Origin of the sequence: Hoskinsella mucinilytica, from assembly GCF_045223415.1 — a bacterium.
GTDB classification, from domain to species: Bacteria; Bacillota_I; Bacilli_A; order Erysipelotrichales; family Erysipelotrichaceae; genus Hoskinsella; species Hoskinsella mucinilytica.
This window is the reverse complement of record NZ_JBEQZJ010000011.1, coordinates 24410-40326: the sequence shown is the minus strand read 5'-3', so window position 1 is coordinate 40326 and position 15917 is coordinate 24410. Positions and strand designations below refer to the sequence as shown.

General features: G+C 34.6%; 14 protein-coding genes. 3 read left to right on the top strand and 11 right to left on the bottom strand.

What is annotated here, in order from left to right; all coding sequences use genetic code 11:
- Positions 1–68 precede the first annotated feature (68 nt).
- Positions 69–725, top strand: coding sequence for an HAD family hydrolase (locus UGRO018_RS05310; protein WP_416325423.1), 657 nt, complete (start codon positions 69–71; stop codon positions 723–725).
- 61 nt (positions 726–786) lie between these two features.
- Here the strand turns inward: UGRO018_RS05310 and mnmG are convergent, their stop codons facing one another.
- The 5 genes from mnmG to UGRO018_RS05285 all read right to left on the bottom strand — a co-directional run bounded on the left by mnmG (position 787) and on the right by UGRO018_RS05285 (position 5597).
- On the bottom strand, positions 787–2643 hold the full coding sequence (gene mnmG / locus UGRO018_RS05305; protein WP_416325422.1) for a tRNA uridine-5-carboxymethylaminomethyl(34) synthesis enzyme MnmG: 1857 nt from the start codon (positions 2641–2643) through the stop codon (positions 787–789).
- A gap of 16 nt (positions 2644–2659) precedes the next feature.
- Positions 2660–2995, bottom strand: a complete 336-nt coding sequence (locus UGRO018_RS05300) for a hypothetical protein (RefSeq protein ID WP_416325421.1) — start codon at positions 2993–2995, stop codon at positions 2660–2662.
- Between the two features lie 259 nt (positions 2996–3254).
- Positions 3255–3560: a hypothetical protein gene (locus tag UGRO018_RS05295; RefSeq protein WP_416325420.1), complete on the bottom strand. Its 306-nt coding sequence runs from the start codon at positions 3558–3560 to the stop codon at positions 3255–3257.
- Between the two features lie 106 nt (positions 3561–3666).
- Positions 3667–4923, bottom strand: a complete 1257-nt coding sequence (locus UGRO018_RS05290; RefSeq protein WP_416325419.1) for a sensor histidine kinase — start codon at positions 4921–4923, stop codon at positions 3667–3669.
- Positions 4920–5597 (bottom strand): LytR/AlgR family response regulator transcription factor, encoded by a 678-nt coding sequence (locus UGRO018_RS05285; RefSeq protein WP_416325418.1) that lies wholly within the window; start codon positions 5595–5597, stop codon positions 4920–4922. Before UGRO018_RS05285 ends, UGRO018_RS05290 begins: the two co-directional genes overlap by 4 nt.
- Positions 5598–5800: 203 nt before the next feature.
- Between UGRO018_RS05285 and UGRO018_RS05280 the strand changes: the two genes are divergently transcribed.
- Positions 5801–6391 (top strand): accessory gene regulator B family protein, encoded by a 591-nt coding sequence (locus UGRO018_RS05280; protein WP_416325417.1) that lies wholly within the window; start codon positions 5801–5803, stop codon positions 6389–6391.
- A 287-nt stretch (positions 6392–6678) separates the two neighbouring features.
- Here the strand turns inward: UGRO018_RS05280 and UGRO018_RS05275 are convergent, their stop codons facing one another.
- From UGRO018_RS05275 to UGRO018_RS05255, 5 genes are all read right to left on the bottom strand, one after another.
- Positions 6679–7854: a mannitol dehydrogenase family protein gene (locus UGRO018_RS05275; RefSeq protein WP_416325416.1), complete on the bottom strand. Its 1176-nt coding sequence runs from the start codon at positions 7852–7854 to the stop codon at positions 6679–6681.
- Positions 7855–7975: 121 nt separating this feature from the next.
- Positions 7976–8932, bottom strand: coding sequence for a hypothetical protein (locus tag UGRO018_RS05270; protein ID WP_416325415.1), 957 nt, complete (start codon positions 8930–8932; stop codon positions 7976–7978).
- Between the two features lie 15 nt (positions 8933–8947).
- Positions 8948–10552 carry a PTS system mannose/fructose/sorbose family transporter subunit IID gene (locus tag UGRO018_RS05265; RefSeq protein ID WP_416325414.1) on the bottom strand — a complete coding sequence of 535 codons (1605 nt, stop codon included), beginning with the start codon at positions 10550–10552 and terminating at the stop codon, positions 8948–8950.
- Between the two features lie 15 nt (positions 10553–10567).
- Complete coding sequence (locus UGRO018_RS05260; protein ID WP_416325413.1) at positions 10568–11062, bottom strand: PTS sugar transporter subunit IIB; 495 nt, start codon at positions 11060–11062, stop codon at positions 10568–10570.
- Between the two features lie 23 nt (positions 11063–11085).
- On the bottom strand, positions 11086–11502 hold the full coding sequence (locus tag UGRO018_RS05255) for a PTS sugar transporter subunit IIA (protein ID WP_416325412.1): 417 nt from the start codon (positions 11500–11502) through the stop codon (positions 11086–11088).
- Positions 11503–11783: 281 nt separating this feature from the next.
- On the opposite strand from UGRO018_RS05255, the gene UGRO018_RS05250 reads away from it, so the two are divergent.
- Complete coding sequence (locus UGRO018_RS05250) at positions 11784–13676, top strand: BglG family transcription antiterminator (RefSeq protein WP_416325411.1); 1893 nt, start codon at positions 11784–11786, stop codon at positions 13674–13676.
- A 207-nt stretch (positions 13677–13883) separates the two neighbouring features.
- Here the strand turns inward: UGRO018_RS05250 and ftsH are convergent, their stop codons facing one another.
- On the bottom strand, positions 13884–15914 hold the full coding sequence (gene ftsH, locus UGRO018_RS05245; protein WP_416325410.1) for an ATP-dependent zinc metalloprotease FtsH: 2031 nt from the start codon (positions 15912–15914) through the stop codon (positions 13884–13886).
- Between the last annotated feature and the right edge of the window lie 3 nt (positions 15915–15917).

Genomic DNA, 15917 nt, shown 5'->3' with positions numbered 1-15917 from the left:
CAATCGAAATAAAGCTAGTAAAGATATCATCCATCCATTATAATGATAAAGAAAGAAAAGGTGGCATTATGAAAAAGGCAGTAATATTTGATATGGATGGTCTGATGATCGATAGTGAACGAGTTACGTTTGAAGAATATGAAAAAAAATTAAAACAGCTGGGATATCAAGACTTTAACGAATCTCTTTATCTTCAATGTCTTGGGAAGAATAAAAAAGGCATTTGTCAGGTATTTTATGATCATTACGGAAACGATTTCCCTATGGAAGAGGTTTGGGATGAGGTACATATTAGCATTGATGAAAGATTAAGGGAATTTGTGCCTAAAAAACCAGGATTGAATGAGCTTTTACAATATCTAAATCAACAAGGCTATAAGGTTGTGATTGCGACAAGTAGTTCCAGAAATAGAGTTGATGAGATCATACGATGCGCAAACATCGAAGCATATATTGATGATTCTATTTGTGGGGATGAGGTATCTCATGGTAAACCTGATCCTGAAATATTCCTTAAAGCCTGTGAAAAGGTTTCAGTTGATCCTTTAGATGCTTTGGTTTTAGAAGACAGTGAAACCGGCATACTAGCTGCTTATCGTGGTGGTATTGATGTCATTTGTATCCCTGATATGAAATTCCCTTCTCAAAAATTCGAAGCTATGGCTACCGCAATCAAAACGTCATTATTAGATATCATACCTATTCTAAACGATAAAAACCCATAGACAGTTATGGGTTTTCTTTTGTGATATTTTTCTGTTATATGCTGTATTCGAACATCGATGATCATCCTCGATTCATTTGTTCCAAATACACTGCAAGCACTGCGATATCAGCAGGATTCACACCTGAAATTCTAGATGCCTGACCCATTGTCTGCGGTTGTACCTTCGCAAGCTTTTGGCGAGCTTCTAATGACAAGTTTTCGATATGTTCATAGTCTAGGTTATCTGGAAGCTTTCGTTCATCCATCGCACGTAAATGTGCCGCATCTCTTTTCGCCTTACTGATGTATCCTTCATATTTGATTTCAATTTCAACTTGTTTTGCGACTGCAGGATCTATCTCATATTCTAAATATGGAATAATATCCTGAATGGTTACTTTAGGGCGTTTTAATAACTCACTTGCACTAATTCCATTGCGAAGTGATTCATAGCCCATTGCTAGTAACTTTTGATTGATTTCAGATTTAGAAGTAAAACGCAAGGTATCCAAATACGACATCGCCTCCTTGATCTTGTCCTTTTTAGAAAGGAAGTTTTGATATCGTTCTTCTTTGATCAAGCCTGTTTCATATCCATATTGTGTCAATCGTAAATCTGCATTATCATGACGAAGTAACAATCGATATTCCGCACGTGATGTTAATAAACGATATGGTTCTTTGGTTCCTTTCGTTACTAGATCATCTATCATGACACCGATATAGGCTTCATCTCGATGCAATACCAAAGGCACTTTCCCATCTAGCTTACGGCTGGCATTGATACCTGCCATCAAGCCTTGTGCAGCTGCTTCTTCATATCCACTGGTTCCATTGATTTGACCTGCAGTATAAAGGTTTTCAATGATTTTATTTTCAAGGCTTGGCTTACATTGTAAAGGATCTATCGCATCATATTCAATCGCATATGCATATTTTTTGATACGGCAATGCTCAAGCCCGGGAAGGCTGTGTAACATCGCATCTTGTACATCATGCGGCATTGAGGTTGAAAAGCCTTGTACATAAGTTGTATCAAGTTGCTCGCTTTCCGGTTCTAAAAATATTTGATGACGTTCTTTATCCGCAAAACGCACCAGCTTGTCTTCAATGCTAGGACAATAGCGTGGTCCTACACCTTTTACCAATCCACTATACATCGCTGATTTATCTAAATTGCGATTGATAATTTCATGTGTCACAGGGGTTGTATAAGTTAAATAACAAACCACCTGATCTTTAAATGGTCTTATTTGCGTCGTTTCTTGTGAAAAACATAAAAACTCATCGGTTCCCGGCTGAACTTCTGTTTTACTAAAATCGATAGAGTTTGTATAAACACGAGCCGGTGTTCCTGTTTTTAATCGAAAGGTAGAAAGACCAACATCACGAAGACTTTGACTAAGCTGTTCTGTTGTCGGTTCTTCATCCGGTCCGCTAGGTGTTGCGGTATGTCCAACCAACACAGTAGAACTCATAAAGGTTCCTGTGGTCATGATCAACATCTTACATTCTTGAATGATACCATCTTTTTGTAATACACCCTTTATTTTATTGTTCTCGCATAATACTTTTTCCACACACATTTCTCGTACTTCTAAATGCTCTTGGTGTAAAACAACATCTTGCATATAAGCCTTATAAGCCATTTTATCTGACTGAACACGAAGGCTCTGTACGCCGGGACCTTTTGTCGTGTTCAACATCTTAAATTGTAAAGCTGTCGCATCAGCTGCCTTTCCCATCTCTCCCCCCAAAGCATCAATTTCACGAACAACGATACCCTTCGCCGGCCCCCCCACACTAGGATTACATGGCATAGATGCAATCATATCTATGTGCATGGAGTATAAAATAGTTGAATGATTGGTTCTAGCACAAGCAAGCGCAGCCTCTACACCGGCATGCCCTCCACCAATAACGATAACATCTACCACACGCTTTTCCTCCCTTCTAATAAAATTTTGTGCCACATTTTGGACAATAACATACGTTTGATCCTATACTTGCGCCGCATTTCGGACAAGATCGCTCTTTCGCAAATAGTTCACGATCAAATTCAAAACTATATTCCTTTTTAATTTTCTTTCTTCTCATATTCATTTGAAAAATATAACAACTGATCAATAATAGAATTACTGCAGCCAAACAGGCACCTGTCCCTATCATCCTCTGGTTTTTTATGAAGAAAAAGACAGCAACTGCTACAGCTACGATACCAGCAATCAGACATATTCCAAATGAAGCCCAACGTTCTTTCAAACAAAGACGTGAATAACCTTTCTTCATGGTATTACCTTCCTTCATTTTATATCAGTAAAACTTTCCTATCGTTCTATATTATAGACTACTTTTTTATGAAATAATAGAAGTTTTTTCATCTTTTTACTGGTAACTCTTTCTTTTTTCATCATTTATCTCATGATTGATTACTACCCTTTCTTTTGACAAATTTTGCTGTTTTGATTTGATATCCTTATAGAAATACGTATTCCACATCGCCTTATGATCAATTCAAAAAAAACAGACAAATGGAACATCATCCAATTTATCTGCTTCTTGTTTCAATAAAGATTCTATGATTTTCATATAGACGGCAACGTCTTTTCTTCATGAGCTTCGTACCAAATAACACAAGATAAAGAAATACACACATGGAACATGCGATAAATACGTCTGCGACTAAGTTACTGAGAGTTCCATGATAGGAAAGATGATAAACCGCCATAGATACCCCTAGAGTCAAAATCACCCATATCCAATTGATGTAATATTGCAGTCTATCTTTTATTGTTCTGAATTTAATTTTGATTTCTCGATCTTGCCATTTCTGATAAAATTCATGAAAACTCATATCTCAGCACCTCTTTTCTACTTTTATGCTACCATTGAAAAATTAACCACGCAAGGTTTCTGGTACCAATAGTAAAAAATACGGATGAATAGCATGAAAGCCTTCGTTATTGATTACTAACCATAAGCTTAATGGTAAAGACATTATTTTTCTGTTGAATAAAAACCTCACCATCATATGCATCTACAATTTTATGAATAATATTCAATCCTAATCCATGTTGTTCTTGATCCCCTTTCTCACTGATCAAAGATTTTACGTGCTCTATAGGATTGCTCACACAAATAGAAAGCTTATAACGATCTTGTTCAATTCTAATTGTGACATATTTATCTTCCCCCTTTGCGCCTTCTACCGCATTATTCAATAAATTGATGATCAAAGAACAGAAATCCATAGTATCCATATAAATATCATGGATATCCTGTATTTGTATTTGAAAATCGATTTCAGGATGACTAATTACATTTTGATATAAGATCGCATCAAGGTAGGTGTTACCTGAATAAGGGATGACTTTATCAATCGCTAACGACTTATTTTGCAAGTGAACAACCTTCTCAGCCTCTTCATAATTCTTCTCTTTTAATAAGACGCCCATCATTTGCCAATAAGATTTCATATCATGACGAATTTCTCTTGCTTTTTCATAGTAACAAGCAATATCCTCAGCATATGTTTTCGTAGCATCAAGTTTTTGTGCTGTTAATGCATTTTGTAATTCCTTTTCTTTTTGTAAACAAATTTCTTTTCCAATATAGATGATTGTAAGACAGGATAAAGAAGCTATAAAAGATAGCATGACATAAGCATTATTTCCAGGTTCTTGAAAGGAAAGATTAAAGATTTCCGTATATAACACCGTTGTCGGCGTTAATAAAAACACCAACTGTTGTAGTAATCGAACATCTTTTTCTCCACCTAAACCTTTGTAATATTTTGCACATAGCATACATACCAAGGCACATATAAACTGATAAATTAAGGAGATTAAAAATTGTTGAAGATCTGGCATGTGAAGGAATGAAATATCTAACAAACCACCGTAAATTGTTGTTTCCATCAAAGAGACAAGATGACCTATCATAATATAAAGAAGGGCATAAATGAAGGAAGCATAAATAGAAAAACGGAACAAAAGGACACCAATAAAACAAATCACAAGAATAAAAAATAATTCTGAATAAATATATGGAATTGGTACGCCCACAGTTAGTGTATAATCTAATACAATACCTAGCAACACCAAAGCCACACCTTCGTAATTAAATTTTAGTTTCCTTTTTCCATTTAAAAGCCAATAAAAAAACAAAATTCTTACAAAATCGAACACACAAAGAATAATATCGCCTGCAAGTTTCATAGTATTATCTCCATAAATTTTTCTCTGACATCTTTATAACAGTAACGATTGGTATAAAGGACTTCTTCATTGTCCATAAAAATCTGATACTGTTTATTTAAATGCACCATATGGGCAACGTTTACTATCATATGGCGGGAGGCATATACAAAATTGCGATCAAGTTGGTTGTAGCATTCCTTTAATGTCATATTAGGTAAGTGAATCTTTTCATCCTTTTTATAAACATATACATCTTTACGATAGACCTCCAAATAATAAATGCTGGATATGGCTAGCTTATTCTCTCTTCCAAGATCATCTTTATAAATGAAATTATGATCGATATATAGGCTTTCATCTACGATTTCCAATACTTTAGGTAATTGATCCATAAGATCTTCTTTGAGTACAAAGCCTTCAACATGTTTACCGAAAGCTTCTTGCATACGTTCTTTCATACTCGTCACAAAAATGATCACACAGCCTTTTTGTCTAAGCTTTTTAGCCAATTCAATACCATCTTCTCCTGGCATTGCGATATCCAATAATACTATGGCAAACTCATCTGCTTCTTTTATAAAATCGGATACATCTTGATAACATTTTGTTTCATATTCTGGTAATGTTTGTTCAACGATCGATCGTATTCTCTCTAAGTAAAATTTTTCATCATCTACGATAGCTATCCTCATGTTAAAGCACTCCCTCATTCCTTCTTATATGTAACCTTATATATCCCTTATTATACAAGATAGCTTATATATTATCCATAGATTTTCTACTATGAAATGAAGAAAACCCTTTATCTATAAGCGCTTTATAGTTATTCTTTGCTATTCAGACGCAATTTCTGCTATTCGTACCACAAATATTCCAATTTATTTGGGATTGTAGTATGATTAGGCCGAAGGTAGAAGAAATGATTGAAAAATATGGGTATAAGTTAGGAATTTATCTATGGAAGAAAGGGTATATTGATAGTGAAGAAGATGTAGATTATTTCAGATTTGCATTGGTTGCACTATCAAGTGACATTCTTAATACAATTGGTATCTTAAGCATCGCTCTCATCAGTCATAGACTGATTGATATGCTAGTTTATCTAATTGGATTTCATCTATTAAGATCAAATGCAGGTGGCTATCATGCAAATTCCCTTATCGCATGTTTTGGAATTACAGTTGTAGCATTTATCCTTGCATTGTGGTATTCCACATTGAATCTTATATGGATGACAATTGGTTTTCTCCTGATATCTGTTATGCTCTTTTTTAAAAATCTACCATACTTTACCAAAGAGCAATGGCAGTATCCACTTATCCATAAATTACATCTTCGATGTAAAGTCGTTTCTACTCTACTTCTGATAGTAAGTGGCTTCTTTTATTTCCTTGGTGATATTTCATATTTCCATATCATTGGATTCTTAATGATGGAAGTTGCACTATCGATGGTTTATGGGAGGTTCCGTTATGAAAGTGATTAAGAATGTAGTAAGCCAGCTGATAACCGTTGGAAAGCAATGTGATAATTCAAAATCTTTTAATTATCACTATTTACCTAAAAAGGTAAAAAAGAGCAAGTAGTATTTATTTACTCCTATTCATTCATTATTTTCCCCATTTAAAAAAAGGAATATGCCCGTGTTCCTTTTTTTATTATAAAAAAGTAAAAATATTTACGTTCAATCTCTTGATTCTGCAAGAGAAAATACAGTTCTTTGATTATAATTGAAATTAGAAAGAATATGATTCGACAAAAAAAAATCCAGCATTATGCTGGTTTTTTTAAGCATTTATAATTATAGACGATACCTTGTACAATATCATGATGTTCTGGCAATCCGACAACCTTGCTTACAGCATAGGAAATCCCTTTTTCAGAAATCATCTTTTGTATATATTGTGCCTTTTTATCCGATGGTTCATCATAAGCCATGCCATATGCTATGGCTTTGATTAAGTTTTTCGGTTCAATGCCATGTTTTATACATAACAGTGCATTTCCCGTCAATCGATCATGTTCTGATAATTTCCTAACAGGATCCAGCGCAACTCTGGTTATCAATTCTTCTTCATTTTTAAATCCTTTTGGCATCATTATAAATAACGCCAAATTCTCTCTTGTTATAGGAAACTCTTTTAGAATAGCTTCCTTTGCTTCTGTTAAACAAGCATCCATCAGCATTTTAATTTCAGAATCTTGTTGTGCTTCTTCTATTGTTTTATAACCCTTCCAATATCCAGCATATGCGCAGACGGCATGTGGGCAATTATAGGTAAATATCTTTATATCTTTGAACATTTCCAACTGGTCACGAAGTTCTAGCCATGGAAATATTGCGACATCAAAATAAACAGGACCTTGGATCAATAATGATAAAAGCGCTTTTGTGGATAAATATAGCGAACTTGTAGATATAGCATTGGCACTTCTACGAATGATCATATCCCGAAACACTACATTTCTTTGATACCAGTACAATTCTTTTTCATCAAAAAACTTTAGCATATGCTTTTCATAGATAGAAATCATACGATTCTTATTTGTCCCGCTTAATATTGTTAATTTTTTTTCTGGATTTTGATGAGCTCTTCTTTTTAAAAGATCTCGTATGTCAGCCATAGCTTCGAAGATATCATCGGGGTAAAGTGCAAAAACGATCACATCACAACCTAAAATATCCTCTTCATACGCCGCATGATTTTTTATTTCATAAGCATCATAGTTATTAATCTCATGTTGTTCAACACGATTTTCATATATTGCTTCCACCTGATATGCTTTCTTTTGTAAGAGTGCACGAATTACATCTATATCCTTATCTAAAAATGTTATATGCCATCCTACTTCATGAAATATATCACCAAATGTACCTTTTCCTTCTTTCCCTGCCCCTATTATAACCACATTCTTTGATCCTGTGTTTTCCTCTATTATTTTGGTCAACGGTTACACTCTCCTTCTTGTAAATGAGAAAAGAGAATCTATTGAACAGGCTATGACACGCTATATTTATCTCTTTCCTCTATTTCTAATAATCTAGTAAATACTTGATAAATAATTAAGTTTAAATGCGATTTTTATATGTAATAAGACCTAAATCAACATCACCTTGCACATGCAAAGGGCCATAATTATACGGGATAAAAACGGTTTCTCCTTTTTTTATGTGTATATCATTTATCTTAGCTTCTCCATCAAGACAAACTAGGAATAAGAATTCAGTTTGTTCATAGATTCCTTCTTCTTTTACTTGGATACGTTTTGCAGTAAAAATCCCTGGTTCATCTAAGAAATCATATATGATACATCCGTTTTCATTTCTTGGAACTACATCGATACCATAATTGGTATCATCTGGAATGTTGACCGTATCTATAATTTTATCGATATGAAGTGGGCGATCTGCCATATTGCGGTCATGATCATATAAGCGGTAAGTAATGTCTGAATTTGTTTCAAACGCAAGAGATATAATGTCTTTTTCTTCTGTTTTTTTAGGTTCTCCATGTAGTAATCCTTGAGGAGTGTGGGTATATTGTCCTTTTTTTATTTCCACAATGCGGAATAACTGATCCCAACGTTCTTCTTTTACCAATTTACAGAATTCCTCTTTCGTTTTAGCATGATGTCCCCGAATCGCTAAATGATCACAATCACCTTGTATGCGGATAAGACACTCCACTTTGCCTCGTTCACCTTCATGTGCAAGACAATATTCATCATTAGGGTGTAATTGAATAGAAATTAAATCTACACCATTTCCTTCACTCAAGCGAATAGGAAACTCTTCTCTATCACAGTGAAATAATTCAGGATTTTCATGATAAAACTTTGATAAAACCTTATCAGTTCCCAACACCTTATTATCCAACTGATGCTGAGGAAGAGCAATGACATGATATACGAGTGCAATATTTGGAAGTTCTGTTTCATATCCATATCTTTCTCTTATAGCTTGACCACCCCAGTATTTTGCTTCAAAAACTGGCTCTAAAAAATAAATCTTTTTTGCATCTTTCATTTATTTGTTCTCCTTTTATAAAATCCCAAGACCACCCAAAATCAAGCCTATTCCAATCATCAATAAAACAATTTGGGTATAATTTCGATTTACTTTTTCCAAATATAAATATACGCCCCCAACAGTAGCTAATTGTAATAATCCAGGTAAGATACTATCTAATATTTCTTGTATGCTATATACAGTGCCTCCTGTTTGAATGGAAAGTGGCGTTGTTACTTGAATAAATGTAGCTGCTAGACCTCCCATCATAAACAATCCTAAAATACTAGCCCCTAAAATAGCTTTATCGATCCATCCTGATTTTAATAAGAAGGTTGCTGATTTTGTACCCGCACTATAACCAAAATGATATAAATGATAACCGATAAAACATGTAATTGCCGTATAGATCAAGATAGGCGCTACACCTGCGATCCAATTCCCTTTTTCTGCCATAGGAATAAACAATCCAAGTAAAATTGGCAATAAAGTCGCCCAGTTGATTGTATCACCAATACCTGCAAATGGTCCCATAAGACCTGTTTTGATGCCGTTGATAGTATCATCTGGTACATCTGCATGCATTGCTTTTTCTTCCTCTAAAGCAATGGTCATCCCCGGTACAATAGCTCCCCACGTACATTCGGTATTAAAAAACTGTAAATGTCTTTGTAATGCTGCGCTTAAATCTTCTTTGTTTGTATAAAGTTTTTTCAAAATTGGTGTCATAGCACAACAGAAAGCAAGTGATTGTAGACGTTCAAAAGAATTTGAAACTTCACAACTCAACCACCACATCCAATAAGATTTCGAGATATCTTTTTTCTCCAACAAACGGAATACCGGTGCTTTTTCTTCCTCTGGTTCCTCTTCCATCTCTATCTCTGCCGTGATATCTTTATTTGTAAATAATATATGTAAATATGCAATCACCAATCCGAAGATAGAAATCGGTAAAATTCCCAATCCGGAGAATTTAATAAGGAAGAAACCTGTAATAAAATATGGAAGCAGATATTTTCTTCCTATTACTGATACTACAATGGCAAATCCTAACGCAGGCATAATACCTCCTACAACAGTCAATCCATGCATAAGCCATTGTGGAATAACGTCTAGAATACCTTGTACAAATGTAGGTCCATAAAATGCTGCCAATGCAACAGGTATCACACAGATAGGAAGTCGCATCAGGGATGGATAGACCAAACCAGAAAGGATGATTCCCCGTACATTTCCCTTTGCTGCATATTTGTCAGCCATGTGCACCCATACAACGTTAAGGGCACGAATCAAATTTGAAATCTGTGCTCCTAATAGTCCGACAGGAATTGCCAATGTTACAACTGCTTCCGCATCCATTCCTGTTTTTAATGCAATTGTTGTTGCAATTAACGCTGCTAAAGCTGGATCTTGAGGAATATTTCCCGCAGGACCAATAGTACCTAAAAACATTAACTGAATCACAGCGCCAATCGCCATAGCAGCAGGAATATTGCCTAAAACAATTCCTGCCCATAAAGCTGCAGGCATACAACTCATTAGAATAGATGCAGTGAAAGAATGTCCATATCGATTGCATTCAAACCAATAGAATAGTCCAATGAGAATTGCTTGAATAATTGTTACTTCGTTCATGATAACCTCCTTGTTTTATAATGTAAAATATTTCTTTATGATGGTTTGTATATCAACGATCTTCTCGCCAGGCATTGATTGAAACTCAACATTAACTCCTTGGTCATGAAGGTCTTTAAGTAGCATTGCTGATTCTTTATCTAACCCAACAGATTTATAAACCAATTTTTTTCCGGGACCGGATGCTAATCCAGCAATTTGAACATGGGAAAAATGAAACCCTTTTTGATAGGCATCATATAATGCCTTAACATTTTTAAACAAAATCAATAATGTTCCTGTGCCAAGTTCATCTTTTTTCCATTCCTGCGCAAGATGATCAATTGCAATAACTTCAACCGTAAGTCCTTTAGGTGCCGCCATAGTATAGATACTTGCCATAAATTTATTGTTTGCTAATTCATTATCTGCAATCAGAATCCGTGTGCTTGCTGTATGGTTGATCCATGTCGTTACAACTTGTCCGTGAATCAATCGATCGTCGATTCTAATAAGGCCTATTTTTGCCATTTTGCATACCTCTTTCTATTCATTTAAATCTGATAATCCTCTGCAATAATGCTGTTTACATCTTTAACACCATCCAAAGCAGCTTGTTTACATTTCATTGCAATTTCATCTAGGGTGATATTCTCCTGCTGTCGCGTAATTAATGCCTCCAATAACATTGGTAAATTCACCCCAGTTAAGCATCGAAATGGATAGTCCATAATATGCGACATTACCGCATTCGTAGGACTTCCGCCAAACAAATCGGTGAAGATTAAAACATCTGCTGTTGAAGCATATGCTTTCATTCTTTGTTCTACGGCTTTACTAAAGATCAAAATATCCTCGCCTCTTTTCAACGAGAATGCTTCTATATCTGTTTGCTTTCCTACAATTAGTTCTGCACTATCTAGTAAAGCCTTTCCTAAATCTTCATGCGTTACGATTAAAATTTTAACCATATTGTTTCTTCCTCCTTTTTCTATTTCTTTCCTATAACTCAATTTCATGCCATATCTACTTCCTCCTTTCATTTCTTGTTAACCACTTATTTCATGCTATGGTCAACTTCTGTCTAAACTATATCATTCAAGATTCATAATGTTTTACAATGATTTACATATATTATATGAAAATAACAATAAAAAAAATTGCAACTGTTTGCATAAAATATGTAGAAATTTTTTGATATATTTCTAAAAACACTTATTGTATAATCTATTTGAATAAAAGAGGTGAAATTATGCTATCTGAACGCCAATTACATATTATTGAGTATTTTTTACAATATTGTGATTCCTATATCACAGCAAATATGATTGCGACTCACTTTAAAGTAAGTATGAGAACGATCTTTAATGATTTGGAAGCAATAAAAGAATACGGGAAAAAATATGCCTCTTTCGAAATCATTACTTCTCCAGGAAAAGGGACAAGAATAAAAATCCTAAATGAAGTACAATTAAAAAAAGATTTACACTTATTAAAAAGCAATAGTTCTTATGATTATGCTAATGCAAATAATCGCTCTAAGCTTATTATAAAATACCTCCTGAACAATAATGGATATACTCCCAAATATGATCTTATGGAACAATTTAGTATCAGTGAAACGACACTCTATACAACCATACGGGAATTAAAAACGATATTAAAAGAATTTTCACTACAATTAGAGTATAAGACCAATCACGGGTATGCAATTCTTGGTAGCGAATTAAAGAAGAGAACTTGCATTAATAAAATTGGTATGGATTATGAATTCGACAGTACTGCACCAGAAAGTACAAACGCAATTTATACCATAGTTGCTGATGTTTTTATTAAATATCAATATCATATCGATGAAAGTACATTACAAAATATAACTTCTTATGTATCATTATCGCTTCAAAGGATCAAACATTTTCATTTTATTGAACAGCCCTCAGATTTAGGTCTTAAGCAAACAAAAGAATTTATCATCGCAAAGGATATCTTGCATACTTTAGTAAACCGAAATAAACTTCCTGAAGATTATTTCTATTATGAATGTATGCTGTTAACACAAATCATCCTTGGTCGATTAGATTATACAGGAGAAGATTTATTACAGGAAGAAGTTAATGCATTTATTGATCGAGCATTTCATCTCATTTTTCAAAAATTTTCTATCAACTTTGATGCAGTTGATAATTTAAAACTTGTATTGGCACTTCATGTAGTGCCCTTATTTTACCGCATCAAATCGGGAACTCAATTAACTAATCCTCAGGCTAATGAAATCCATCTATCTTTTACTCATGCCTACGATATCGCTTTATTTTTTTCAGTTCTGATAGAAAAAGAATTTGGGCTTACAGTGTCCATTGATGAGATATCCTATCTTGCTCTTTATTTTAACTTTGGATTAGAAAATTATATATCTACGACAAAAGGTAAAAAAATCTTGATCATTACGTCTTTACGAAAGTCAGAAATGATTTTATTAAAACATAAGATATTCAATAACATTCCCAATCAAATTGAAATCATAGATTTTACTTCTTGGCCAATCACAAATACCAATATTTCGGTGGAGAACTATGATGGGGTGTTTACCACAGAACAATATCTTGAGGAATATCAGAATGTCATTCCTAAAATAAATTTATTTCCTAGTGAACAAGATTTCAAAAAAATCACAATGACTATTCAGGGTTATAATGATATACATGCAGTATTGACAAAATTCAGTGAAGAACGATTTTTTTACGGTAGTGTTTCCTCTAAAGATGAAGCATTAAAAATCGTCATTGATAATATTAATTGCACATATCATTTAGGAGATGAATTTGTAAAATCGGTTTACAATCGAGAAAATCTATCCAGTTCATATTTTGGAAATCATGTTGCCATCCCCCACCCTCTTACGCCAATGTCGGAGGAAACACTTGTATCTGTAGCATTGCTTCAAAATGAAGTTTATTGGGATGAAGAACATGCTGTTCGTATCATTCTTCTTGTATCTATTGCGAAGAATAATATCAAAGAATTACAATTTTGGCATTATCTATCAATTTTCCTCGAAAACGATACATTATTTCATGATATTTTCTCAACACCTACATTTTCAAATTTTATAACCTGTGTGGAGCATGCTTTAAAAATCATGTAGAAAAAAGTGATGTTAAAAACACTCAAATTACACCTATACCATATCTTTTTATACATGTATGTCATAGATTTTCTCTGTTAGCGCCATTTTCATTACCCAATCGAATGGGTAATTTTTTTCACATACTTATTATACAGATCAATATCCTCTCACTGTGATTGTGGTATCTCTCATATCATGAAAAAAAGAGATAGCGTTTGCTATCTCTTATTCTTTTGATTCATCATAGTCATCACTTTTTGTAAGTTCCTTCATCGCTTCTTCAAAGCTGACCTTTTCCTGTTTTTTCTTTTCTTCCTCAGCATCGTGATGATCAATGTCATCATGAAGAACTTCCTGTGCTTCCATATTATCCTGTTTGATCTGGTTTTCTACATCCTCTGAAGTAGTTGCTTCCTTTTTCACTTCATTAGGATTAGTCAAACTACCATAAGTAACCAAATTATTGATTTGTTCACTTGTAATTGTTTCTTCTTCTACTAAGGTATTGGCAATCAATGTCAATAGATCAATATGTTCTGTGATGATTTGTTTCGCATGATCATAACATTCATTGATGATCTTACGAATTTCCTTATCGATTTCATATGCAATTTCACCGGAGTAATTGCTACCGGAACCATAGTCTCTACCAAGGAATACATTCCCTGTTCCATCATCATATTGAATAGGTCCAAGGTTTGACATACCCCAGCTTCTTACCATAGCCTTTGCGATTTTAGTAGCACGTTGAATATCATTGCTAGCTCCTGCAGAGATTTCATTAAACACAACTTCTTCTGCCACACGACCACCCAATAAACCGGTAATCTGAGCCATAAAATCAGCTTTGGTAGGCATCATTTTTTCTTCTCTTGGTGTCATTAGGTTATAGCCACCTGCTTCACCACGAGGGATGATAGTAACTTTTTCTACCATGTCGGCATCTTCCAGTTTGATACCGATAACAGCATGTCCTGCTTCATGGAACGCCACTAGGCGTTTTTCTTTTTCTGTATACTTTCTAGATTTTTTCGCAGGTCCCATCATAACACGGTCGATTGCTTCATCTAGATCTTCCATCGTAATGACCTTACGTTTATCACGAACTGCAAGAATAGCACCTTCGTTCAAAACATTTTCCAAATCTGCACCTGAGAATCCCGGTGTACGTTTCGCAAGGGATTCCAGTGAAATATCATTTCCAAGTTTCTTGTTTCTAGCATGAACCTTCAAAATTTCAAAACGTCCTTTTTTATCAGGTAGGTTTACCGTTATCTGACGATCAAATCGTCCACTACGCAATAACGCAGGGTCCAATACATCAGGTCGATTGGTAGCTGCAATAATAACAATACCTTTGTTTTCACCCATACCATCCATTTCAACCAATAACTGGTTTAATGTCTGTTCACGTTCATCATTTCCGCCACCCATACCGGCTCCACGCTGTCTACCAACAGCATCAATTTCGTCAATAAATACGATACAAGGTGCTGTTTGTTGAGCTTTTTTAAACATGTCACGTACACGGCTTGCTCCAGTACCAACAAACATCTCTACGAAATCACTACCACTGATAGAGAAAAACGGAACATTTGCTTCACCGGCTACTGCTTTAGCAAGCAACGTTTTACCTGTACCTGGAGGACCAACCATCAGCATCCCCTTAGGTATACGTGCTCCCATATCCGTAAACTTTTTAGGATCTTTTAAATAATCAATAATCTCTTTTACTTCTTCTTTTTCTTCATCACATCCGGCTACATCTTTAAAACGTACCTTGATGTTTCCTTCGATTCTAGCTTTTGATTTACTGAATTCAAATGCCTTATTGCTACCTCCGCTATTCATCTTCGTAAAGAAGAAAATTGCGATACCCGCAAGCATCAAATAAGGGAATACATTGATAAAGAATTTCATCAGGAAGCTTTCCTGATTTGGATCTCTTGTTGTCAGCTCTGTGCTCTTATCCTTTGATAAAGTATCTGTCAACCATTTTACATTTTCCTCTGTATTTGGTACAGTTACCTTAAAACTAGCATTTCCTTTACTTGTTGCATAGGTTCCGCTAACATCGATCACAGTAGTGCCCATTGCCATTTCAACCTTTTTGAATTCCATTTTTTCAGCATTTGCTAAAAATTCATTGTAATTGAATGTTTTCGTATTGCTTCCAGTCCCATACGTAACTAGGACTGCCAGAATTGCAAGGATCAGCAAGTAGGGCCAAAGGCTTATGACCTTTTTATTTTTCATACC

Bases quoted from the DNA above. Each gene is read 5' to 3' on its own strand.
- UGRO018_RS05310 (WP_416325423.1), top strand. From the start codon at position 69: ATGAAAAAGGCAGTAATATTTGATATGGATGGTCTGATGATCGATAGT.
- UGRO018_RS05300 (WP_416325421.1), bottom strand. From the start codon at position 2,995: ATGAAGAAAGGTTATTCACGTCTTTGTTTGAAAGAACGTTGGGCTTCA.
- UGRO018_RS05295 (WP_416325420.1), bottom strand. From the start codon at position 3,560: ATGAGTTTTCATGAATTTTATCAGAAATGGCAAGATCGAGAAATCAAA.
- UGRO018_RS05290 (WP_416325419.1), bottom strand. From the start codon at position 4,923: ATGAAACTTGCAGGCGATATTATTCTTTGTGTGTTCGATTTTGTAAGA.
- UGRO018_RS05285 (WP_416325418.1), bottom strand. From the start codon at position 5,597: ATGAGGATAGCTATCGTAGATGATGAAAAATTTTACTTAGAGAGAATA.
- UGRO018_RS05280 (WP_416325417.1), top strand. From the start codon at position 5,801: ATGATTAGGCCGAAGGTAGAAGAAATGATTGAAAAATATGGGTATAAG.
- UGRO018_RS05270 (WP_416325415.1), bottom strand. From the start codon at position 8,932: ATGAAAGATGCAAAAAAGATTTATTTTTTAGAGCCAGTTTTTGAAGCA.
- UGRO018_RS05265 (WP_416325414.1), bottom strand. From the start codon at position 10,552: ATGAACGAAGTAACAATTATTCAAGCAATTCTCATTGGACTATTCTAT.
- UGRO018_RS05260 (WP_416325413.1), bottom strand. From the start codon at position 11,062: ATGGCAAAAATAGGCCTTATTAGAATCGACGATCGATTGATTCACGGA.
- UGRO018_RS05255 (WP_416325412.1), bottom strand. From the start codon at position 11,502: ATGGTTAAAATTTTAATCGTAACGCATGAAGATTTAGGAAAGGCTTTA.
- UGRO018_RS05250 (WP_416325411.1), top strand. From the start codon at position 11,784: ATGCTATCTGAACGCCAATTACATATTATTGAGTATTTTTTACAATAT.
- ftsH (WP_416325410.1), bottom strand. From the start codon at position 15,914: ATGAAAAATAAAAAGGTCATAAGCCTTTGGCCCTACTTGCTGATCCTT.